This window comes from Streptomyces sp. NPDC006314 (assembly GCF_040613075.1).
In the GTDB taxonomy this organism is placed as follows: Bacteria; Actinomycetota; Actinomycetes; order Streptomycetales; family Streptomycetaceae; genus Streptomyces.
On sequence record NZ_JBEXRL010000004.1, the window covers coordinates 453,641 to 472,543 of the forward strand.

At 72.4% G+C, this 18,903-nt stretch carries 16 protein-coding genes and 1 riboswitch; of the genes, 5 read left to right on the forward strand and 11 right to left on the reverse strand.

Annotated features, from left to right (window positions below; translation table 11 throughout):
• Positions 1–3: 3 nt before the first annotated feature.
• The gene (locus ABZ079_RS10110) at positions 4–1,131 is read right to left on the reverse strand and encodes a ferrochelatase (RefSeq protein ID WP_356938939.1); all 1,128 of its coding nucleotides are present in this window, start codon (positions 1,129–1,131) and stop codon (positions 4–6) included.
• A 160-nt stretch (positions 1,132–1,291) separates the two neighbouring features.
• Here ABZ079_RS10110 and ABZ079_RS10115 point away from each other — a divergent pair, with 160 nt between their 5' ends.
• The 3 genes from ABZ079_RS10115 (at position 1,292) to sepH (ending at position 5,599) form a co-directional block, all read left to right on the forward strand.
• Positions 1,292–2,530 carry an MFS transporter gene (locus ABZ079_RS10115; RefSeq protein ID WP_356938940.1) on the forward strand — a complete coding sequence of 413 codons (1,239 nt, stop codon included), beginning with the start codon at positions 1,292–1,294 and terminating at the stop codon, positions 2,528–2,530.
• Entirely contained in the window at positions 2,490–3,809 is a 1,320-nt protein-coding gene (locus ABZ079_RS10120; protein ID WP_356938941.1) for a D-arabinono-1,4-lactone oxidase, read from the forward strand. Before ABZ079_RS10115 ends, ABZ079_RS10120 begins: the two co-directional genes overlap by 41 nt.
• 749 nt (positions 3,810–4,558) lie before the next feature.
• Complete coding sequence (gene sepH, locus ABZ079_RS10125) at positions 4,559–5,599, forward strand: septation protein SepH (protein ID WP_356938942.1); 1,041 nt, start codon at positions 4,559–4,561, stop codon at positions 5,597–5,599.
• A 57-nt stretch (positions 5,600–5,656) separates the two neighbouring features.
• Here sepH and ABZ079_RS10130 read toward each other — a convergent pair whose 3' ends face one another.
• A complete protein-coding gene (locus ABZ079_RS10130; protein WP_356938943.1) occupies positions 5,657–6,508 on the reverse strand; it encodes a sulfurtransferase in 852 nt (283 codons plus the stop codon).
• A gap of 314 nt (positions 6,509–6,822) precedes the next feature.
• Here ABZ079_RS10130 and ABZ079_RS10135 point away from each other — a divergent pair, with 314 nt between their 5' ends.
• Positions 6,823–7,614, forward strand: coding sequence for a VOC family protein (locus ABZ079_RS10135; RefSeq protein WP_356938944.1), 792 nt, complete (start codon positions 6,823–6,825; stop codon positions 7,612–7,614).
• A 51-nt stretch (positions 7,615–7,665) separates the two neighbouring features.
• On the opposite strand, the gene ABZ079_RS10140 is transcribed toward ABZ079_RS10135, so the two are convergent.
• Genes ABZ079_RS10140 through ABZ079_RS10160 form a run of 5 tightly spaced genes read right to left on the reverse strand, consistent with a single transcriptional unit; the run spans position 7,666 to position 13,434 of the window.
• Positions 7,666–8,316, reverse strand: coding sequence for a thymidine kinase (locus tag ABZ079_RS10140; protein ID WP_356938945.1), 651 nt, complete (start codon positions 8,314–8,316; stop codon positions 7,666–7,668).
• Between the two features lie 56 nt (positions 8,317–8,372).
• Positions 8,373–9,563: a nucleotide pyrophosphatase/phosphodiesterase family protein gene (locus ABZ079_RS10145; RefSeq protein WP_356938946.1), complete on the reverse strand. Its 1,191-nt coding sequence runs from the start codon at positions 9,561–9,563 to the stop codon at positions 8,373–8,375.
• Positions 9,563–10,159: a DUF5998 family protein gene (locus ABZ079_RS10150; protein WP_356938947.1), complete on the reverse strand. Its 597-nt coding sequence runs from the start codon at positions 10,157–10,159 to the stop codon at positions 9,563–9,565. The genes ABZ079_RS10145 and ABZ079_RS10150 overlap by 1 nt, the downstream gene beginning before the upstream one ends.
• A gap of 1 nt (position 10,160) precedes the next feature.
• Entirely contained in the window at positions 10,161–10,556 is a 396-nt protein-coding gene (locus ABZ079_RS10155) for a hypothetical protein (protein ID WP_356938948.1), read from the reverse strand.
• Positions 10,557–10,587: 31 nt separating this feature from the next.
• The gene (locus ABZ079_RS10160; protein ID WP_356938949.1) at positions 10,588–13,434 is read right to left on the reverse strand and encodes a GNAT family N-acetyltransferase; all 2,847 of its coding nucleotides are present in this window, start codon (positions 13,432–13,434) and stop codon (positions 10,588–10,590) included.
• A gap of 176 nt (positions 13,435–13,610) precedes the next feature.
• Here ABZ079_RS10160 and ABZ079_RS10165 point away from each other — a divergent pair, with 176 nt between their 5' ends.
• Positions 13,611–13,892 (forward strand): HPr family phosphocarrier protein, encoded by a 282-nt coding sequence (locus ABZ079_RS10165; RefSeq protein ID WP_030563197.1) that lies wholly within the window; start codon positions 13,611–13,613, stop codon positions 13,890–13,892.
• 202 nt (positions 13,893–14,094) lie between these two features.
• Here ABZ079_RS10165 and ABZ079_RS10170 read toward each other — a convergent pair whose 3' ends face one another.
• From ABZ079_RS10170 to ABZ079_RS10185, 4 genes are all read right to left on the reverse strand, one after another.
• Positions 14,095–14,781, reverse strand: coding sequence for a GntR family transcriptional regulator (locus ABZ079_RS10170; protein WP_356938950.1), 687 nt, complete (start codon positions 14,779–14,781; stop codon positions 14,095–14,097).
• Between the two features lie 198 nt (positions 14,782–14,979).
• Positions 14,980–15,735 (reverse strand): M23 family metallopeptidase, encoded by a 756-nt coding sequence (locus tag ABZ079_RS10175; RefSeq protein ID WP_356938951.1) that lies wholly within the window; start codon positions 15,733–15,735, stop codon positions 14,980–14,982.
• 12 nt (positions 15,736–15,747) lie between these two features.
• A riboswitch (cyclic di-AMP (ydaO/yuaA leader) is annotated at positions 15,748–15,908 on the reverse strand.
• Positions 15,909–16,119: 211 nt separating this feature from the next.
• On the reverse strand, positions 16,120–17,508 hold the full coding sequence (locus ABZ079_RS10180; RefSeq protein WP_356938952.1) for a pitrilysin family protein: 1,389 nt from the start codon (positions 17,506–17,508) through the stop codon (positions 16,120–16,122).
• Positions 17,505–18,899 carry a pitrilysin family protein gene (locus ABZ079_RS10185; protein ID WP_356938953.1) on the reverse strand — a complete coding sequence of 465 codons (1,395 nt, stop codon included), beginning with the start codon at positions 18,897–18,899 and terminating at the stop codon, positions 17,505–17,507. Before ABZ079_RS10185 ends, ABZ079_RS10180 begins: the two co-directional genes overlap by 4 nt.
• Positions 18,900–18,903 lie beyond the last annotated feature (4 nt).

Below are 18,903 nucleotides of genomic sequence, written 5' to 3' on the forward strand. Positions count from 1 at the left end.
TCCTCACGCGTAGGGGCTGTCGGCGCCCGCGGCGGCGGGACGGGCGGAACGGGCCGGGCAGCAGCCGACGGGGCAGAGGTGATGGCTCGGGCCGAGGGCACCCAGGGCGCAGGGGGTGGCCTGCTGCCCGCGCTCCACGGCGGCGCGCTCGACGATCAGCTCGCGGACGGCGGCGGCGAACCGCGGGTCGGCGCCCACGGTGGCCGAACGGCGCACCGGCAGGCCCAGCTCCTCGGCCTTGGCCATGGCCTCGGTGTCGAGGTCGTAGAGGACCTCCATGTGGTCGGAGACGAAGCCGATGGGGGCCATGACCACGGCCGGGACACCGGCGGCGTGCCGTTCCTCGAGGTGGTCGCAGATGTCCGGCTCCAGCCAGGGGATGTGCGGGGCGCCCGAACGGGACTGGTAGACGAGCCGCCAGGGATGGTCGACGCCGGTGCGCTCGCGGACGGCGCCGGCGATCAGCCGGGCCACGTCCAGGTGCTGTCCGACGTAGGCGCCGCCCTCACCGTGGGCCTCGACCGGTCCGGAGGTGTCGGCGGCGGCGGTCGGGATGGAGTGGGTGGTGAAGGCGATGTGGGCGCCGTCGCGGACGTCCTCGGGGAGGTCGGCGAGGGAGCGCAGCACGCCGTCGATCATGGGTTCGACGAAGCCGGGGTGGTTGAAGTAGTGCCGCAGCTTGTCGATCCCCGGCGGCTCCAGGCCCTCGGCCTCCAGGGCGGCCAGCGCGTCGGCGAGGTTCTCGCGGTACTGGCGGCAGCCCGAGTAGGAGGCGTAGGCGCTGGTGGCCAGCACCAGGATGCGGCGGCGGCCGTCGGTGACCATCTCACGCAGGGTGTCCGTCAGGTACGGCGCCCAGTTGCGGTTGCCCCAGTAGACCGGCAGGTCCAGGCCGTGCTCGGTGAAGTCCTTGCGCAGTGCGTCCAGCAGGGCGCGGTTCTGGCCGTTGATGGGACTGACCCCGCCGAACCGGAAGTAGTGCTGCCCGACTTCCTTCAGGCGTTCCTTCGGGATGCCTCGCCCGCGCGTGACGTTCTCCAGGAACGGGACCACGTCGTCGGGGCCTTCGGGGCCGCCGAAGGAGAGCAGGAGCAGGGCGTCGTACGGGGTGGCATCGAGCGCGTCTGGCATGTATTGATCCTGCCACCCGGCACCGACAGCCGGACAACAGCCGGATGAGAAGTCGGATTAGGGATGGTCCATGGCGGTTTTCCCGGCCGTCGTGAAGGGTGCGCTGACTCGTAAGCTGTATTTGCCGCAATCGCGCCTTACCGAGCCGCCCGGAGACCACGTGCCCAGCCCCTACCGAGCCCTGTTCACCGAGCCCGGCACCACGTCCTTCTCCGCCGCGGGGTTCCTCGGCCGGATGCCGCTGTCGATGATGGGCATCGGCGTGGTCACGATGGTCTCCCAGCTCACCGGGCGGTACGGGCTCGCGGGCGCCCTCTCCGCCACCATCGCGCTGTCCGCGGCCGCGATCGGGCCGCAGATCTCCCGGCTGGTGGACCAGCACGGACAGCGCCGGGTGCTGCGCCCCGCGACCCTGGTGGCCCTCATCGCGGCCGCCGGGCTGCTGGCCGCAGCGCACATGCGGTGGCCGGACTGGGTGCTGTTCGTCTGCGCCGCCGGGATCGGCTCGGTGCCGAGCGTGGGCGCGATGATCCGGGCCCGCTGGGCGGCGCTGTACCGGGGCACCCCGAAGCTGCACACCGCGTACTCGTTCGAGTCGGTCGTCGACGAGGTCTGCTTCATCTTCGGCCCGATCATCTCCATCGGGCTGTCCACGACCTGGTTCCCGGAGGCGGGGCCCCTGCTGGCCGCCTGCTTCCTCGCGGCCGGCGTCTTCTGGCTCACCGCCCAGCGGGCCACCGAGCCGGAGCCGCACCCGCGCGAGCGCAACGGCGGCGGCAGCGCCCTGCGCGCGGGCGGACTCCAGGTGCTGGTGGCCACGTTCGTGGCGACCGGCGCGATCTTCGGATCGGTGGACGTGGTCACCGTCGCCTTCGCCGACGAGCGCGGTCACAAGGGCGCCGCGAGCGTGGTCCTCGCCCTGTACGCGGCCGGTTCCTGCGTGGCCGGGGTCGTCTTCGGGCTGCTGCGGTTCACCGGGGTACCCGAACGTCGCTGGCTGCTGGGCGTGGCGGCGATGGCCGTGAGTATGATCCCCCTCCTACTGGTCGGAAACCTGCCGCTTCTGGCCGTGGCGCTGTTCGTTGCGGGGTTGTCCATCGCACCGACGATGATCACGACGATGTCCCTGATCGAAGAGCACGTACCTCGCGCGCAGCTGACCGAGGGCATGACCTGGGTGAGCACCGGCCTCGCGGTCGGCATCGCGCTCGGCTCCTCCGCGGCCGGCTGGGTGATCGACGCAGCCGGGGCGCGCGCGGGGTACGGGGTTCCGGCCGTGTCCGGTGCCGTCGCGGTCGTGGTCGGTTTCCTCGGGTACCGCCGGCTCCGCAGGCCGGCCGCGGGTCGGGGAGGCACCGTTGAGCAGCACGGCGAGCGCGAGGAACGGCACCTGGCGTAACTGGGGCGGCAACATCGCCGCCCGCCCGGCCCGGCAGGTCGCGCCGGCCTCGGTGGAGGAACTGGCCGCGGTGGTGCGCCGGGCGCGGGAGGACGGCCTGAAGGTGAAGGCGGTCGGGACCGGCCACTCCTTCACGTCGATCGCCGCGACCGACGGTGTGTTGATCCGCCCTCAACTGTTGACCGGCATCCGCGGGATCGACCGGGAGTCCATGACCGTCACGGTCGAGGCGGGCACCCCGCTCAAGAGACTCAATGCGGCTCTCGCGCGCGAGGGGCTGTCGCTCACCAACATGGGCGACATCATGGAGCAGACCGTCGCCGGGGCCACCAGCACCGGTACCCACGGCACGGGCCGCGAGTCCGGCTCCATCGCCGCCCAGATCAAGGGGCTCGAACTCGTCACGGCGGACGGTTCGGTGCTCACCTGTTCCGAGAAGGAGAACCCCGAAGTCTTCGCGGCCGCCCGAATAGGCCTCGGCGCCCTCGGCATCGTCACCGCGATCACCTTCGGCGTGGAGCCCCTGTTCCTGCTCGCGGCGCGCGAGGAAGCGATGCCCTTCGAGCGGGTCCTCGCCGAGTTCGATCAACTGTGGGCCGAGAACGAGCACTTCGAGTTCTACTGGTTCCCGCACACCGGTAGCACCAACACCAAGCGCAACAACCGCAGCGCCGGACCCGAGCAGCCCGTGGGGCGGCTGGCCGGCTGGATCGAGGACGAGTTCCTCTCCAACGGCGTCTTCCAGGCGGCCCAGTGGGCCGGCCGCGCCGTTCCCGCCGCCGTCCCCGCGATCGCGCGGATCTCCAGCAAGGCGCTGTCCGCGCGGAGGTACACGGACATTCCCTACAAGGTCTTCACCTCGCCGCGCCGGGTGCGCTTCGTGGAGATGGAGTACGCCGTCCCGCGCGCGGCCCTGGTGGAGACGCTGCGCGAGCTGAAGACCATGGTCGACCGCTCGGGCCTGCGCGTCAGCTTCCCGGTGGAGGTACGCACCGCCCCGGCCGACGACATCACCCTGTCCACGGCCTCCGGCCGGGACAGCGCCTACATCGCCGTGCACATGTTCCGGGGCACGCCGTACCAGGCCTACTTCACCGCCGCCGAGCGCATCTTCACGGCGCACGAGGGCCGGCCGCACTGGGGCAAGGTGCACACGCGGAACGCCGAGTACTTCGACCGGGTGTATCCGCGGTTCGGCGAGTTCACGGCGCTGAGGGACCGTCTGGACCCGGAACGGCTGTTCCAGAACGACTACTTGCGGAGGGTTCTGGGGGCGTAGGCGTCGCGGTGGGCCCACTGGCGTGGCCGGGTCCCGTGGAGCCGGACTTCGCCGAGGACGAGCCGCCGCCGGCGACGGCGTCACTCACCGTGGCGCCCTTGCCGTCGCTGAAAGCCGTTGCCGGACACCGGCTCCCACGCGGTGACGCAGGCCATGGTGACGCCGAAGACGACGGGAGAGGACCGGGCGTCTCCGGCCCTTCACCGCGCTGGGGGACGTTCAGGACGATCCCTTCCGACCGGCATCGAGTGCCCCACCCGCCCGGACTCGCCTCCCTTTCCCCTGCTTGGCGGCCTACTTGAGGACATTGATCGATCGACCGCACAAGAAAGGGACGTACAGGCGAAACCATTAGTTCCGTTTCCGGGGGTTGCGTGAAGTCCGCCACGTTCATGATCCATAAAACCGGTTGCGGACGGCCAAGTCGCACCCCTTGTCAGAAGTTGGGCGGCGCGCCAATCCACGCACGTGGCCCGAATGGAGTACTGTTGCGAGCCCTGGGTCCGGTCTCCCACCAGGGTGCCCGTGGCCTTACAGGACCGCCGGGAGGGGGCTAGTTGCACAGGGTGACGGATTTCGTCACTCAGCGTTGCGAACAGGTAACCGTGGCATAACGGCGGTCCAGGGCCCGCGCCCGACACGCCGGGCAACTCGGCAAGGTTGTGGCAGGCTGCACCCGGGCAGGCCACACTCGACTAGCGGAAGCAGCGACGCACGTGACGTCGGCAGGCACCACCCGGGAGGTCCCCATGCCCGAACTGCGTGTCGTGGCCGTCTCGAATGACGGCACACGACTGGTGCTGAAGGCTGCCGACTCTACGGAGTACACGCTTCCGATCGACGAACGGCTGCGTGCCGCCGTGCGCGGCGACCGGCCCCGTCTCGGCCAGATCGAGATCGAGGTCGAGAGCCATCTCCGGCCCCGTGACATCCAGGCGCGTATACGCGCCGGGGCCACGGCGGAGGAGGTCGCGCAGCTCGCGGGCATCACCGTCGACCGGGTGCGGCGCTTCGAGGGTCCCGTGCTGGCCGAACGCGCCTTCATGGCCGAACGTGCCCGCAAGACCCCGGTCCGCCGTCCCGGCGAGAACTCCGGCCCGCTGCTCGGCGAGGCCGTCCAGGAGCGGCTGCTGCTGCGCGGCGCCGAGAAGGACACCGTGCACTGGGACTCCTGGCGCCGCGACGACGGCACCTGGGAGGTACTCCTCGTCTACCGGGTCGCGGGCGAACCGCACTCGGCGAGCTGGACGTACGACCCGCCCCGGCGGCTCGTGCAGGCCGTCGACGAGGAGGCGCGCTCACTGATCGGCGAGTCCGACGACCTCGCCGTACCCGAGCCGAGCTTCCCGTTCGTCCCGCGCATCGCCCGGCTGCCACGCGAGCGCTCGCTGGACCGCGCCCTCGACCGGGGCGACCGGGAGCGGCCCAGCCTGACCGCGCCGCCGTCCGAAACCTCCGAGGAGGGCACGGGCGAACGCGACTCGCTGACCAGCCTGCTGGAGGCCGTGCCGAGTTTCCGGGGCGACCTGGTGGTCCCGGAACGCCCGCCGGAGACCTCGGAGGAACCCGCCGAGGAGCCTGCCGAGGAGGAGCCCCCGGCGTCCGCCGCCTCAGCCGGGTCGGCCTACGCGGACGTCCTCATGCCCCGCTCGGTCGGCAGCCATCGCGACCGGCTCATCGGCGCCACCGACCGCCAGGCCGAGGCCGACGGCGTCCGCCCCGGCCGCCGTGCCGCCGTGCCGAGCTGGGACGAGATCGTGTTCGGCACCCGGCGCAAGAAGCAGGAGTAACCGGCGCGGAACCGGCAGGAGGAGGGGGCGCGCGCCCCCTCCTCCGTCCTGCCGCCCCTACTGCGGGTCCGCGCCCACCGCCACCGGGCGGGACGGGTCCGCGGACCACTCGGACCAGGAACCGACGTACAGGGCCGCCGGAATGCCCGCCACGGCCAGCGCGAGCACCTCGTGGGCGCCGGAGACACCCGAACCGCAGTACACGCCGACCTCCGTGTCCTCGGAGACGCCCAGGGCCTTGAAACGGTCCTTGAGTTCCACGGGGGGCAGGAAGCGGCCGTCGGGACCCACGTTCTCCGTCGTCGGCGCCGACACCGCGCCCGGGATGTGCCCGCCGACCCGGTCGATCGGCTCCACCTCACCGCGATACCGCTCACCCGCTCGGGCGTCCAGCAGCACACCCGTGCGGGCCAGTGCCGCGGCCCCGTCCGCGTCCAGCAGCCCCGCGGCGGCCGGCGCCGGTACGAAGTCGCCCTCGGCCTGGTCGGACGGCTGCGTGGACAGCTCGCCCTCCCAGGACGGCAACCCGCCGTCGAGCACCCGCACGTCCGGGTGACCCGTCCAGCGCAGCAGCCACCACGCGCGCGCGGCCGCCCAGCCCTGCCCGCCGTCGTACACGACGACCGGCCGGCCCGCCGACACGCCCGCGCGGCGCATCACGGCGCCGAACTCCGCGAGGTCCGGCAGCGGATGGCGGCCGGTCGCCCCCGGCGTGGCGGCCAGTTCCCGGTCCAGGTCGACGAAGACCGCGCCGGGGATGTGCCCGTTCGCGTACTCGGCCCGTCCGTCGAAGGCCGGCGCGCCCGCCGCCTTAGCCACGCTCAGCTGCCAGCGGACGTCCAGCAGTACGGGCGGGTTCACGCCGGTCAGCTCGTGGGCCAGTTCGGTTGCGGTGATGATGACTGTCATGGCGTCCATCCATACGCCAGGGGTGGCCGCGGCGTCCAGGTCCGACTACTCTGCTCGGCCGGACAGGCTCGATCACGAGGCGTATGCGATCGAGCACGTGCTGTACAGCTGACGGACGCCCGTCGGCCATCGTCGGAGACGGCGAACGACGGCATTTCAGGCATCCTCCCCGAGGCACCGCCGGGCCGCGGCGCGGCAGGGCGGCACGCGGAGGATGCGGGCACCGGCACGGGCGTACACGCGGTCGGCGTGGACACCCTTCCGGGTAGCGGAAGCGACACGGCCCCCGCGAGGGGCCGAGGAGAGAGTGATCGATGACCGAGGCACGGGAGTCGGCCGGTCCGCACGCGCGGCACGCGCCCGGCGAGCCCTGCTGGGTGAGCCTGATGGTGCACGACCTGGCCGCCACCGAGGAGTTCTACGGTGAGCTGTTCGGCTGGGAGTTCCGGCCGGGCCCGCAGCAGCTCGGCCCCTATGTGCGGGCCCTGCTCGACGGACGGGAGGTGGCTGGGATGGGCCAGCTGCCGCCGGACCGCCGGCTTCCGATCGCCTGGACGCCGTACCTCGCCTCGGACGACGTTGACCAGACGGCCGACACGGTACGGCTGTGCGGCGGCACGGTGGCGGTCGGCCCGCTCGACGCCGCGGAGGCCGGGCGGATCGCCATCGCCTCCGACCCGTCCGGGGCGGTGTTCGGGATGTGGCAGGGCACCTTGCATCTCGGCACGGCGATCACCGGTGTGCCCGGCACTCCCGCCTGGAGCGAGCTGCTCACCTTCGAGACCGAGATCATCGCCAAGTTCTACGCGAGCGTGTTCGGTTACGAGGAGGAGCCGGCGGTGTCCGCCGACCTCGACTACGTGACGCTGCACCTCGGCGGCCGCCCGGTGGCGGGGCTGCACGGCGTGGGCCACGCGTTGCCCCGGGACCGCGGGCCGTACTGGCAGACGTACTTCGAGGTCGCCGACGCCGACGCGGCGCTGCGGCGGGTCGTGGGCCTCGGCGGCCGCGTGCTCAGGCCGGCCCACGACAGCCCGCACGGTCGGGTGGCGACGGCGGCGGACCCGGAGGGAGCCGAGTTCTCGGTGATCCAGGACCCGCGCTGAGCACCCGGTGCCTCCCGGTGAGCCAGGACGGCGCTGAGCCCGGGAGGGTTCTCAGGCGGGTGGCACGGGCAGGACGTCCGGTGACAGGGCCGCGGCGCGGGCCGACGCGGCGGTCATCCGGCGCCGGTGGTGACGGCGGCACAGCACCTCGTAGCCGACCTCGCCCGGTGACTGGTTGACGTCGCCGACGACCACCTGGGCGCCCTCGACCACCATCTCGCCGCCTATCGTGCGGGCGTTGTGCGTGGCGCGGGCGCCGCACCAGCACAGCGCCTCCACCTGGAGCACCTCGATGCGGTCGGCCAGCTCCACCAGCCGCTGCGAGCCGGGGAAGAGCTTGGAGCGGAAGTCGGTGGTGATCCCGAAGGCGTACACGTCGAGCCCGAGGTCGTCCACGACGCGCGCGAGCTGGTCGATCTGCCCGGGCGCGAGGAACTGCGCCTCGTCGGCGATCACATAGTCCGCGCGGCCACCCTGGGAGAGGTGCTCGACGATGTAGGCGTAGAGGTCCTGGCCGTCCTCGACCTCCACCGCGTCGGTGACGAGGCCCAGCCGTGAGGACAGCTTGCCCTCACCCGCCCGGTCGTCCCGGGTGAAGATCATTCCGACGAGGCCCCGGGCGGACCGGTTGTGCTCGATCTGCAGAGCCAGCGTCGACTTCCCGCAGTCCATCGTTCCGGAGAAGAACACCAGCTCGGGCATGAGGAGTTGAGCACCTTTCGGTGAGTCGTCCGGCGAGTCGTCGCGCGGGAGGAGGGTCAGGAGCGTACTTCGAGCAGCGGGACCAGCTGCTCGGCGGGGGTCATCGAACCGTGGTTGCCGACCAGCGCCGACTCCTTGGGCTCCCGCTCGGAGGCGGTGATCAGGACGTCGTCGTGCGCGGCCGCGACCACATCCCCGAGCCGCGCGTACACCCGCTCCTCGATGCGCGGACCGAACCAGCCCGCCGCGATCGCCTCGTCCCGCGACGCCACCCAGAACTGCTCGCCGAGCACCTCGCGCCAGACGGTCAGTACGTCGTTCTCGGCGCCCGGCACCGCGTACACGTGCCGTGCCCGCCCCTCGCCTCCCAGCAGGGCGACGCCGGCGCGCAGCTCCCAGTCCGCGTCGAAGTCGATGCGGTGCTCCTCGTCGAACGGGATGTCGACCATGCCGTGGTCGGCGGTGACGTAGAGCGCGCTGCGCGGCGGCAGTTGCTCGGCGAGGCGCTGGGCGAGCCGGTCGACGTACATGAGCTGGCCGCGCCAGGTGTCTGAGGCGACGCCGTAGCGGTGCCCGGCGCCGTCCAGTTCGGCGTAGTACGTGTACACCAGCGAGCGGTCCCCGGCGGCCAGTTGCTCGGCCGCGAGGTCCATGCGCTCCTCGCCGGTCAGCCGGCCGTGGAAGGTGCCACCGCTGAGCGCGACCTTGGTGAGCGGGGTCTGCGCGAAGGCGGGCGAGGACACCTGGGCGGCATGCACCCCGGCCTCGTGGGCCAGCTGGAAGACGGTGGGATACGGCTGCCAGGGGCGCGGTGCGGTCCACGGCTGCCAGCGGAGCTGGTTCATCAGCTCGCCGGTGGCCGGATTACGGACGGCGTACCCGGGCAGGCCGTGGGCACCCGGCGGCAAACCGGTGCCGACGGAGGCCAGGGAGGTCGCGGTGGTCGCGGGGTAGCCGGCGGTGAGCGGGCGCCCGGTGCCGCCACGGGAGCTGCCGAGCAGCGAGGCCAGGAACGGCGCCTCGTCGGGGTGCGCCCGCAGCTGCTCCCAGCCGAGCCCGTCGACCAGGAAGACACAGACCCGGTCGGCCGCGGAGAGTTCCTCGATCGTGGCGGTCAGGCCCGGGACGCCCATCCCGGCGGCCAGGGTGGGCAGCAGGTCGGCGAGGGAGCCGGTGCCGTACTCGGGCAGCGGCGCGGTGTCCAGGGCGAGCGGTTCCGGGTGGTCCCAGGCGGAGAGCTGGGACATCAGCGCGTGGTGTCCGCGGTCGCCTCCGAAACGGCCTGCGCGAAGGCGAGCGCCTGGCGCACCGTCTCCGGGCCGTCCCCGGCCTCGCTGACGCGCAGGCTCAGGTCGTCCGCCGTGGAGCTGCCCGTGTAGCCGTGGTCCGCGTCACAGTTGGGGTCGCCACAGGCGGCGGGCTCCAGGTCGATGCGGCTGACCGCGCCCCAGCCGATGGTCAGCACGACCTCGCGGGGCAGCGTGCCCGGCGCGTACTGCTCCGGGTTCGCGACCACACGGCTGACCACGACCGAGGAGATCCGGCCGAGCTTCACGGACTCCGTGGACGTCGTGGCGTACGGCGTCGGCGAGGTGCTGTCGGCGGCCTGCTCGTCGGTGTGGCTCACGATGAAGCGGTTGCCGGTGAGGACCAGGACGGTGACGTGCCGGCGCACCTCGTTCTGGTCGAACGTGGTCTCCTGGTGGACCAGGTACGACCGGATGGGCTCGCCGCCCACAGCGGCCTCCACCGCCTCGGCCACGAGGGCCGGGTAGTAGCCGCTGCGCTCGATCGCCGCGCGCAGCCCCTGGGTCGTCGTACTGGTCTTGGCCATGGCGTCCATCCTAATCCGTGGGCAAGGGCGGTCCGGGCCAGTCGCGGTGACCCGGGGCGGCCTGCGTCCGCGCACGGTGCCTCCGTACGAGACCCGGGCGGATGTCCAGCCGCTCGGCGGCGATCAGACCGGAGACGGGATCACGGCCGCCGGCGTCCGCTTCGAACGCGACGACGAGGGGTGCTTCCTCACCCGGCGCCCGCACGAGGCGTGCCGTCTCCCGGGCCGGGGGCAGGCGGAAGACCGGGTCCTGGAAGCTCGGCGGGCAGGAGACGAAGACGGCTTCGTCGAAGACCAGCTCCAGACCGTGGTGGCAGGTGAGGTCGTACCCGGCTGCCAGGCGCAGCTGCCCCGCGTCCCGGGCGATGACCCCCAGTCCCACCAGCCGCCCTCGGGCAGCTCGCATCCGGCGATCTCCATGCGGCCCCCTCCCCCGCTCAGTAGGCCGGCAGCGTGCGCGGGCCGAGGTCGTCGCGTGCGGGCGGCGGCGCGAGGCGTACGGTGGCGCCGAGGACGCTCACGCCGTGCGGGGCGACGACGACCGGCTCCAGGGTGACGGCGACCACCTCGGGGTGATCGTCCACGAGCCGGGAGACGCGCAGCAGCAGTTCCTCCAGCGCGGGGGTGTCGACGGGCGTGGAGCCGCGCCAGCCGAACAGCAGCGGTGCCGTGCGGATCGACCGCACCAGCGAGGTCGCCTCCCGGTCGGTGACCGGGACCAGCCGGTGCGCCATGTCCCCGAGCAGTTGCGAGGCGGCCCCGGCGAGCCCGAAGGACAGCACGGCACCGGCCGCCGGGTCGATCACCGCGCGGACGACCGTGTCGACCCCACGCGGTGCCATGCCCTGCACCACCGGCCGCAGCTCCTCCGGCTTCCCGAACAGTTCGGTCAACTCGGCGTAGGCCCGGCGCAGTTGGTCCTCGTCGGCGAGGTCCAGCCGTACGCCGCCCAGGTCGGCCCGGTGCCTGAGGTGCGGGGCGGTCGCCTTGAGGGCCACCGGATATCCGAGGGCGCGGGCGGCCTCGGCGGCGGCGTCCGGGGTGGGCGCGGGGAACGCCCGGCGGACGTGGACGCCGTACTTCACGAGCAGCTCGCAGGTCTCCGCGGCGGGGATCGTGAGTCCCTCCCCGCGCGCGAGCAGCTCGCCGATCAGCCGGGCTGCGCCCTTCTCGTCGATGTCGTCGTACTCCGGCACCTTCCCCGGGTCCGTGGCCTCCCGCCGCCACTGCCCGTACCTGACGGCTTCGGCCAGGGCACGGACGGCGCGTTCGGCAGCGGGGTAGGCGGGGATCAGCCGGGTGCCTTCGGGGGGAGGGTCCTTCAGGCCGGCTTCCGCGGTGGGCAGTCGCTCCGCGGGGCCGGACGGGTGGGCACCGTCCGCAGCGCCGGGTGCCTTGCCGGCGGCCTGCGGTGCGGTGCTGGCCGCAGCCGACAACGCCTCCGCAAGCCCTCCGAGTTCCACATGCACCACCAGCACCGGCTTGCCCGGCACCGCGGCCGCGGCCGACCGCAACGCCTGTGCCAGCTGCGCATCCCCGGGCGAACCCTCACCGATGGCAGGGATGGCGGTGACCACGACGGAGTCGCACGTGTCGTCGGCCAGCGCCCGCGCCAACGCCCGGTGGAAGTCCTCCGCCGTCGCCCCGGTCGTCAGGTCCAGCGGGCGCGACGGCCGCAGCCCCTCGGCGAGGCAGCGGTCGTACGTCAGCACGCCCAGGGACTCGGAGTTGCCGAGGATCGCCACGCGCGGCCCGGCGGGCAGCGGCTGCCGGGCGAGCAGCAGGCCCGCGTCGACCAGTTCGGTGATCGTGTCGACCCGGATCACCCCGGCCTGCCGGAGCAGCGCGGAGACGGTCGCGTGCGGCAGCCGTGTGGCGCGCACCGCGTGGCCCTGCGGTGCGGCCCCCGTCCCCTGCACCACGACCAGCGGCTTGGCCGCCGCCGTCCGCCGGGCGAGCCGGGTGAACTTGCGGGGATTGCCGATGGACTCCAGGTACATGAGGACGACGTCGGTCTCGGGGTCGTCGTACCAGTACTGGAGGACGTCGTTGCCGGAGACGTCGGCGCGGTTGCCGGCGGAGACGAAGGTGGACACGCCTGTGACGCCGGTGACCCCTCCCCCGCGCCGGTGCAGCCGGGACAGCAGGGCGATGCCGATGGCGCCGGACTGGGCGAACAGCCCTATGCGGCCGGGGCGGGGCATCTCCGGGGCGAGGGACGCGTTCAGTCGGACGTCCGGGGCGGTGTTGATGATCCCGAAGGCGTTCGGACCGACGATCCGCATGCCGTACGCGCGCGCGTGCCGGACGAGGGCCCGCTGCCGTTCGCGCCCCTCGGCGCCGCTCTCGGCGTATCCGGCGGAGAGCACGACGAGCCCCTGGACTCCGTGCTCGCCGCACTCGGCGACCACCGCGGGCACGTGCTCGGCGGGTACGGCGACGACGGCGAGGTCCACAGGTCCCTGGATGTCCCGCACCGAGCGGTACGCCGGCACCCCGTCGACCTCCTTGAGGTCCTCGGGGAAGACCCTGTTCACGGCGTGCAGACTGCCGGCGTAGCCGGCGTCCCGGATGTTGCCGAGGATGCTGCGGCCCACCCCTCCGGGGGTGCGGCCGACGCCGACGACCGCCACGGAGCCGGGCACGAGGAGCCGTCGTACCGAGCGGGCCTCGGCGCGCTGCTCCCGCGCGCGTTGCACGGCGAGGGAGCGGTCGGTGGGTTCGAGGTCGAACTCCAGGCGTACGACACCGTCCTCGAAGCTGCGCTTCTGGGTGTAGCCCGCGTCCGTGAACACCTTGATCATCTTGTTGTTGGCGGGCAGCACCTCGGCGGCGAAGCGGCGGATGCCCCGCTCGCGGGCGACGGCCGCGATGTGCTCCAGCAGGGCGGAGGCGACTCCGCGGCCCTGGTGGGCGTCCTGCACGAGGAAGGCGACCTCGGCCTCGTCGGCCGGCGCGGAGGCGGGCATCCCGTCGGCGCCGATACGGTCATAGCGTACGGTGGCGATGAACTCGCCGCCGATGGTGGCCGCGAGTCCCACCCGGTCCACGAAGTCGTGGTGCGTGAAGCGGTGGACGTCCTTGGCGGACAGCCGGGGGTACGGCGCGAAGAAGCGGTAGTACTTCGACTCGTCCGAGACCTGCTCGTAGAAGCTGACCAAGCGGCCGGCGTCATCAACGGTGATGGGCCGTATGCGCGCGGTACCGCCGTCGCGCAGCACCACGTCAGCCTCCCAGTGGGCGGGGTACTGGTGCCGGTCCTGCCGGTCCGCCGAGGTCTGCATGGGCCCCAGAGTACGGCTCGCGTACGACAACGGCGCGAGGCAGTCTGTGGAGGACGGACGCCGGACCGAGGCCGCGGTCCGGCGGCACACCGGAGGGGACGAAGGTCCGCTCCGGGCACGCTTCGCGATATGGGAAACTGGTCTAGACAACCCTGAAGACTGAAGGGCAGCAACACATGGCTGAGCGCCGCGTCAACGTCGGCTGGGCCGAGGGCCTCCACGCCCGTCCCGCCTCCATCTTCGTCCGAGCCGCCACGGCCGCAGGCGTCCCGGTGACGATCGCCAAGGCCGGGGGCAACCCCGTCAACGCGGCCTCCATGCTGGCCGTCCTGGGCCTGGGCGCCCAGGGCGGCGAGGAGATCGTCCTGGCCTCAGACGCCGAGGGCGCGGACGCCGCCCTGGACCGTCTGGCCAAGCTGGTCGCCGAGGGCCTGGAAGAGCTGCCCGAGACCGTCTGAGCGCCTCGCGCGCTCACGCCCAAGCCGCGTCGGCCCTTCGGGGCGGCGCGGCTTCGGCATATGCGCCGCACGCTCCGCTTCCATTCGCCGCTGATTTACGGCGTCCGCGTGCGGCGGCACTCACGAATTACGGCACAGCAGAATGAAGGCAGCGGAAAATACCCCGCCCCCGAATAACCCTTCTTTGTATACGGCGCCCGTGTTAATGCCGCTGGCCCGAGATGTTTACGGCATGTTGCGAAGTCCTCACACGCTCCGCGGCACCGGAAAAGCGAAGGCGGTGCGCGGCCGCCGCGCGCTCGGTGTGCAGCGCCGTGACCGCCCGCGCGCGATCGCCGTCGCCGCGCGCCACCGCGTCCACGATCGCGCCGTGCTCCACCCAGGACTCCAGCGGGCTCGGTGGCGCCTCCACCGCGTACATCCAGGCGATCTTGTGGCGCAGCTGGGTGAGCATCGAGGTCAGCGAGGGGCTGCCGGAGGCCTGGGCGAGCGTCTCGTGGAACCAGGCGCCGAGCGAGCGCAGATCCTCGCTGTTACCCCTCCTGGCCCGCTCCTGGCCCAGCCGTACCAGGCCCCGCAGCACCTTGAGATGGGCCTCCGTGCGCCGCTGTGCGGCCCGCGCGGCCCCGAGCGGTTCCAGGAGCATGCGCATCTCCAGCAGGTCGGCGGCCTCCTGCTCGGTGGGCTCGGCCACGCACGCGCCCGCGTGCCGGCGGGTCACCACGAAGCCCTCCGCCTCCAGGGTGCGCAGGGCCTCGCGGACGGGGACGCGCGAGACGCCGTAGCGGCGGGCCAGGACTTCCTCGGTGAGGCGGCTGCCGCGCCCGTAGACACCCGCGACGATGTCGTCCCGGATGGCCGTGCACACCGAGTGCGCCGGAATACGCATGACCGACCTCCGCCTTAATCCCCGTGAAACGTCGACGATGGACGTGTGTTCCGTGACTCTATTGCAATGAGCGGGAATTTCCGACGGCGGGCCGGAATCCATGGATATTTTTTGGACAGCGGATCCGGCGGACACTGCGAAAAACGGCGAAAGCCCCGGCTCGGTGAGCCGGGGCTTCGCATGCCGTGCGCGGGGGCGTCAGACGTTCACGCCGTGCTCGCGGAGGTAGGCGACGGGATCGATGTCGGAGCCGTAGTCGGGAGTCGTACGGGCCTCGAAGTGGAGGTGCGGGCCGGTGACGTTGCCGGTGGCGCCGGACAGGCCGATCTGCTGGCCCGGGGTGACCTTCTGGCCCACGGTGACACCGATGGACGACAGGTGGCCGTACTGGGTGTACATGCCGTCGGCCATCCGGATCACGATCTGGTTGCCGTACGCGCCGCCCCAGCCGGTGGAGACCACGGTGCCGGAGCCGACCGCGTGGACGGACGTGCCGCTGGCCGCGTGGAAGTCGATGCCGGTGTGCGACCCGGAGGACCACAGGGAGCTGCTGGCCCGGTAGGCGGTGGAGACGAAGGAGTGCGCGATCGGGCCGACGAAGGCGTTCAGGCGCTTGCGTTCGGCCTCGCGGGCTGCGCGGGCCTGGGCCTCACGCTCCTGCTTGACCTTCTCCGCGGCCGCCTTGGCCGCGGCCTCCTCGGCCGCCTTCTGCTGGGCGGCCTGCTTCTGGGCGGCGGCCTGCGCGTCGATCTGCTCGGCCACGTCGTCGCTCACGGTGAGGACGGGCGTGAGACCGGTCTGCTCCGCGGGGTTCTCGGCGGCGAGCGCCGGAGAGGCGGCGAGGGTGCCGATGACACCGGTGGTGGTGAGGGCCGCGATACCGGCCGCCTGAGCGGTGGTCCGCTTGACCCGGCCGGGCTTGCGGTGCTTCCCGGTGGCGCACATGAACGCCATGAAGTGGCTGGTCCTTTCCTTCCCTCTCGCCTACCGGGTTAGCTGACGGGTTCGGAGCAGGAAGGTCTCCTACGGGCCCCCTCGCGCTCGCGCGGGCGCCCGATTCACCCCAGGGACGATGGGTCCCCGGCTCCCCTGGCTCGCGCCGTACGGGGACTCGGCGATGACTGTCCGGTGCCGCGGGTGCGGCGCACTGCCTGACGAACAGCCCGGATGACGCTACGAAAGCCTGCCTTCAATCCTCAAACGAATCCGGGATTTTGTAGCGCATCCCACAGGGCAGACAGGCAACCTCCGCCCCAAATCGGGCATCTGTGGGAGCGAGTGGAACAGCAGAGGGCCCTGACGACCCATAGGTCGTCAGGGCCCCACGCGCGCGTGCCGCTACTCCGCGGCGACGACGGTGACTTCGCCGATGCCCAGCGCCTCGACCGACGCCTTGATCTGGGCCGCGTCACCGACGAGGACGGTCACCAGCCGGTCCACCGGGAAGGCGTTGACGGCGGCCGCGGTGGCCTCCACCGTGCCCGTCGCGGCCAGCTGCTGGTACAGCGTCGCCTGGAAGTCGTCGGGCAGATGCTGCTCCACCTGGTCGGCAAGGGTGCTCGCGACGGCCGCCGCCGTCTCGTACTTCAGCGGCGCCACCCCGACCAGGTTCTGCACGGCGACGTCCCGCTCGGCGTCGGTCAGGCCCTCGGCCGCGAGGGTGCGCAGCACCTTCCACAGGTCGCCCAGCGCCGGGCCGGTGTTGGGGGTGTCCACGGAGCCGCTGATGGCGAGCATCGAGGCGCCGGTGCCGTCCGGGGCGGACCTCAGGACCTGCCCGAAGGCGCGCACGCCGTAGGTGTAGCCCTTCTCCTCGCGCAGGACGCGGTCCAGGCGGGAGGTGAGGGTGCCGCCGAGGCAATAGGTGCCGAGCACCTGGGCGGGCCACACGCGGTCGTGCCGGTCCGGGCCGACCCGGCCGATGAGCAGCTGCGTCTGGACGGCGCCGGGCCGGTCCACGATGACCACGCGCCCGGTGTCGTCGGCGGTCACCGGCGGCACGGGCCGGGGCTCGCCCGGGGTGCCGTTCCACGCGCCCAGGGTGTCGCCGAGCAGCGCGTCCAGGTCGACCCCGGTGAGGTCGCCGACCACGACCGCGGTGGCCGTGGCCGGGCGCACGTACCGGTCGTAGAAGGCGCGTACGGCCCCCGCGTCGATCTTCTCGACGGTCTCCTCGGTGCCCTGGCGCGGGCGGGACATACGGGAGGTCGCCGGGAACAGCTCCTTGGAGAGTTCCTTGGCCGCCCGGCGGGCGGGGCTGGCCAGCTCGTGCGGGATCTCGTCCAGGCGGTTGCGGACCAGTCGCTCGATCTCGCTCTCGGCGAAGGCCGGCGCGCGCAGGGCGTCGGCGAGCAGGCCGAGGCCCTTGGGCAGGCGGGAGGCGGGCACCTCGAGGCTCAGGCGCACACCGGGGTGGTCGGCGTGCGCGTCCAGCGTGGCCCCCGCGCGCTCCAGCTCGGCGGCGAACTCCTCGGCGGAGTGCTTGTCCGTGCCCTCGGAGAAGGCGCGCGCCATGATCGTGGCGACGCCGTCCCGGCCGGCCGGCTCGGCGTCCAGGGGCGCGTCCAGCAGCACCTCGACGGCGACGACCTGCTGGCCGGGGCGGTGGCAGCGCAGCACCGTCAGGCCGTTGTCGAGCGTGCCGCGCTCAGGGGCCGGGAACGCCCACGGCCTGGCCTCGCCCGGCTGCGGCTGGGGGTGGAAGTCCATTGCGGCGAGCTCGGTCACTTGGCCGTCTCCTCGTTCTCGTTACCGGCCTCTACGGTCGCTTCCTGCTCCGGATCCTCCGGGATCTCGGCGTCCTCGACGGCCTCCGGGGACTTCGGCTCGTAGACGAGGACAGCGCGGTTGTCGGGGCGCAGGCGGGCCTTGGCGACCTCCTGCACCTCCTCGGGGGTCACCTCCAGGACGCGCTGGACGGCGGTGAGGGCGAGCTGCGGGTCGCCGAACAGGACGGCGTAGCGGCACAATTCGTCGGCGCGGCCGGCGACCGTGCCGAGCCGGTCCAGCCACTCGCGCTCCAACTGGGCCTGGGCGCGCTCCATCTCCTCCGGCGTAGGGCCCTCCGCGGCGAACCGGGCCAGCTCCTCGTCGATGGCGGCCTCGATGACCGGCACCTCGACGTCACCGGAGGTCTTCACGTCCAGCCAGCCCATCGAGGGCGCGCCGGCCAGGCGCAGCAGACCGAAACCGGCCGCGACGGCCGTACGGTCGCGGCGCACCAGCCGGTTGTACAGGCGGGAGGACTCGCCGCCGCCGAGGACGGTCAGGGCGAGGTCGGCCGCGTCCGCCTCGCGCGTGCCGTCGTGCGGCAGCCGGTAGGCGGCCATCAGGGCGCGTGCGGGGACCTCCTCGACGACGACCTCGCGCAGCTGCTCGCCGATGATCTCCGGCAGGGAGCCGTCGCGGGGCTGGGGCTTGCCGTCGTGGGACGGGATCGACCCGAAGTACCTCTCGATCCAGGCGAGGGTCTGCGCGGGGTCGATGTCGCCGACCACGGAGAGCACCGCGTTGTTCGGCGCGTAGTAGGTGCGGAAGAACTGGCGCGCGTCCTCCAGGGTGGCCGCGTCCAGGTCCGCCATCGAGCCGATGGGCGTGTGATGGTAGGGGTGGCCCTCCGGGTACGAGAGGGCGGTCAGCTTCTCGAAGGCGGTGCCGTAGGGCACGTTGTCGTAGCGCTGGCGGCGTTCGTTCTTGACGACGTCCCGCTGGTTCTCCATGGACTCGTCGTCGAGGGCGGTGAGCAGCGAGCCCATGCGGTCGGCCTCCAGCCAGAGGGCGAGCTCCAGCTGGTGGGCGGGCATGGTCTCGAAGTAGTTGGTCCGCTCGAAGCTGGTGGTGCCGTTGAGCGAGCCACCGGCGCCCTGCACCAGCTCGAAGTGGCCGTTTCCCCTGACCTGCGCCGACCCCTGGAACATCAGGTGCTCGAAAAGGTGAGCCAGGCCGGTACGGCCCTTGACTTCGTGGCGGGAACCGACGTCGTACCAGAGGCAGACCGCCGCCACCGGGGTCAGGTGGTCCTCGGAGAGCACCACGCGCAGACCGTTGGCCAGGCGGTGCTCGGTCGCTGTCAGGCCCCCGGAGCCTGCCTCGGCTGTGGTCGTGTGACCCATGGGCATGTAC

What these genes read in the sequence shown, in the direction of transcription:
- ABZ079_RS10160 (WP_356938949.1), bottom strand. Translation starts at nt 13,434, where the DNA reads ATGCAGACCTCGGCGGACCGGCAGGACCGGCACCAGTACCCCGCCCAC.
- ABZ079_RS10170 (WP_356938950.1), bottom strand. Translation starts at nt 14,781, where the DNA reads ATGCGTATTCCGGCGCACTCGGTGTGCACGGCCATCCGGGACGACATC.
- ABZ079_RS10140 (WP_356938945.1), bottom strand. Translation starts at nt 8,316, where the DNA reads ATGCCCGAGCTGGTGTTCTTCTCCGGAACGATGGACTGCGGGAAGTCG.
- ABZ079_RS10145 (WP_356938946.1), bottom strand. Translation starts at nt 9,563, where the DNA reads ATGTCCCAGCTCTCCGCCTGGGACCACCCGGAACCGCTCGCCCTGGAC.
- sepH (WP_356938942.1), top strand. Translation starts at nt 4,559, where the DNA reads ATGCCCGAACTGCGTGTCGTGGCCGTCTCGAATGACGGCACACGACTG.
- ABZ079_RS10110 (WP_356938939.1), bottom strand. Translation starts at nt 1,131, where the DNA reads ATGCCAGACGCGCTCGATGCCACCCCGTACGACGCCCTGCTCCTGCTC.
- ABZ079_RS10175 (WP_356938951.1), bottom strand. Translation starts at nt 15,735, where the DNA reads ATGGCGTTCATGTGCGCCACCGGGAAGCACCGCAAGCCCGGCCGGGTC.
- ABZ079_RS10135 (WP_356938944.1), top strand. Translation starts at nt 6,823, where the DNA reads ATGACCGAGGCACGGGAGTCGGCCGGTCCGCACGCGCGGCACGCGCCC.
- ABZ079_RS10130 (WP_356938943.1), bottom strand. Translation starts at nt 6,508, where the DNA reads ATGACAGTCATCATCACCGCAACCGAACTGGCCCACGAGCTGACCGGC.
- ABZ079_RS10155 (WP_356938948.1), bottom strand. Translation starts at nt 10,556, where the DNA reads ATGCGAGCTGCCCGAGGGCGGCTGGTGGGACTGGGGGTCATCGCCCGG.
- ABZ079_RS10185 (WP_356938953.1), bottom strand. Translation starts at nt 18,899, where the DNA reads ATGCCCATGGGTCACACGACCACAGCCGAGGCAGGCTCCGGGGGCCTG.
- ABZ079_RS10165 (WP_030563197.1), top strand. Translation starts at nt 13,611, where the DNA reads ATGGCTGAGCGCCGCGTCAACGTCGGCTGGGCCGAGGGCCTCCACGCC.
- ABZ079_RS10150 (WP_356938947.1), bottom strand. Translation starts at nt 10,159, where the DNA reads ATGGACGCCATGGCCAAGACCAGTACGACGACCCAGGGGCTGCGCGCG.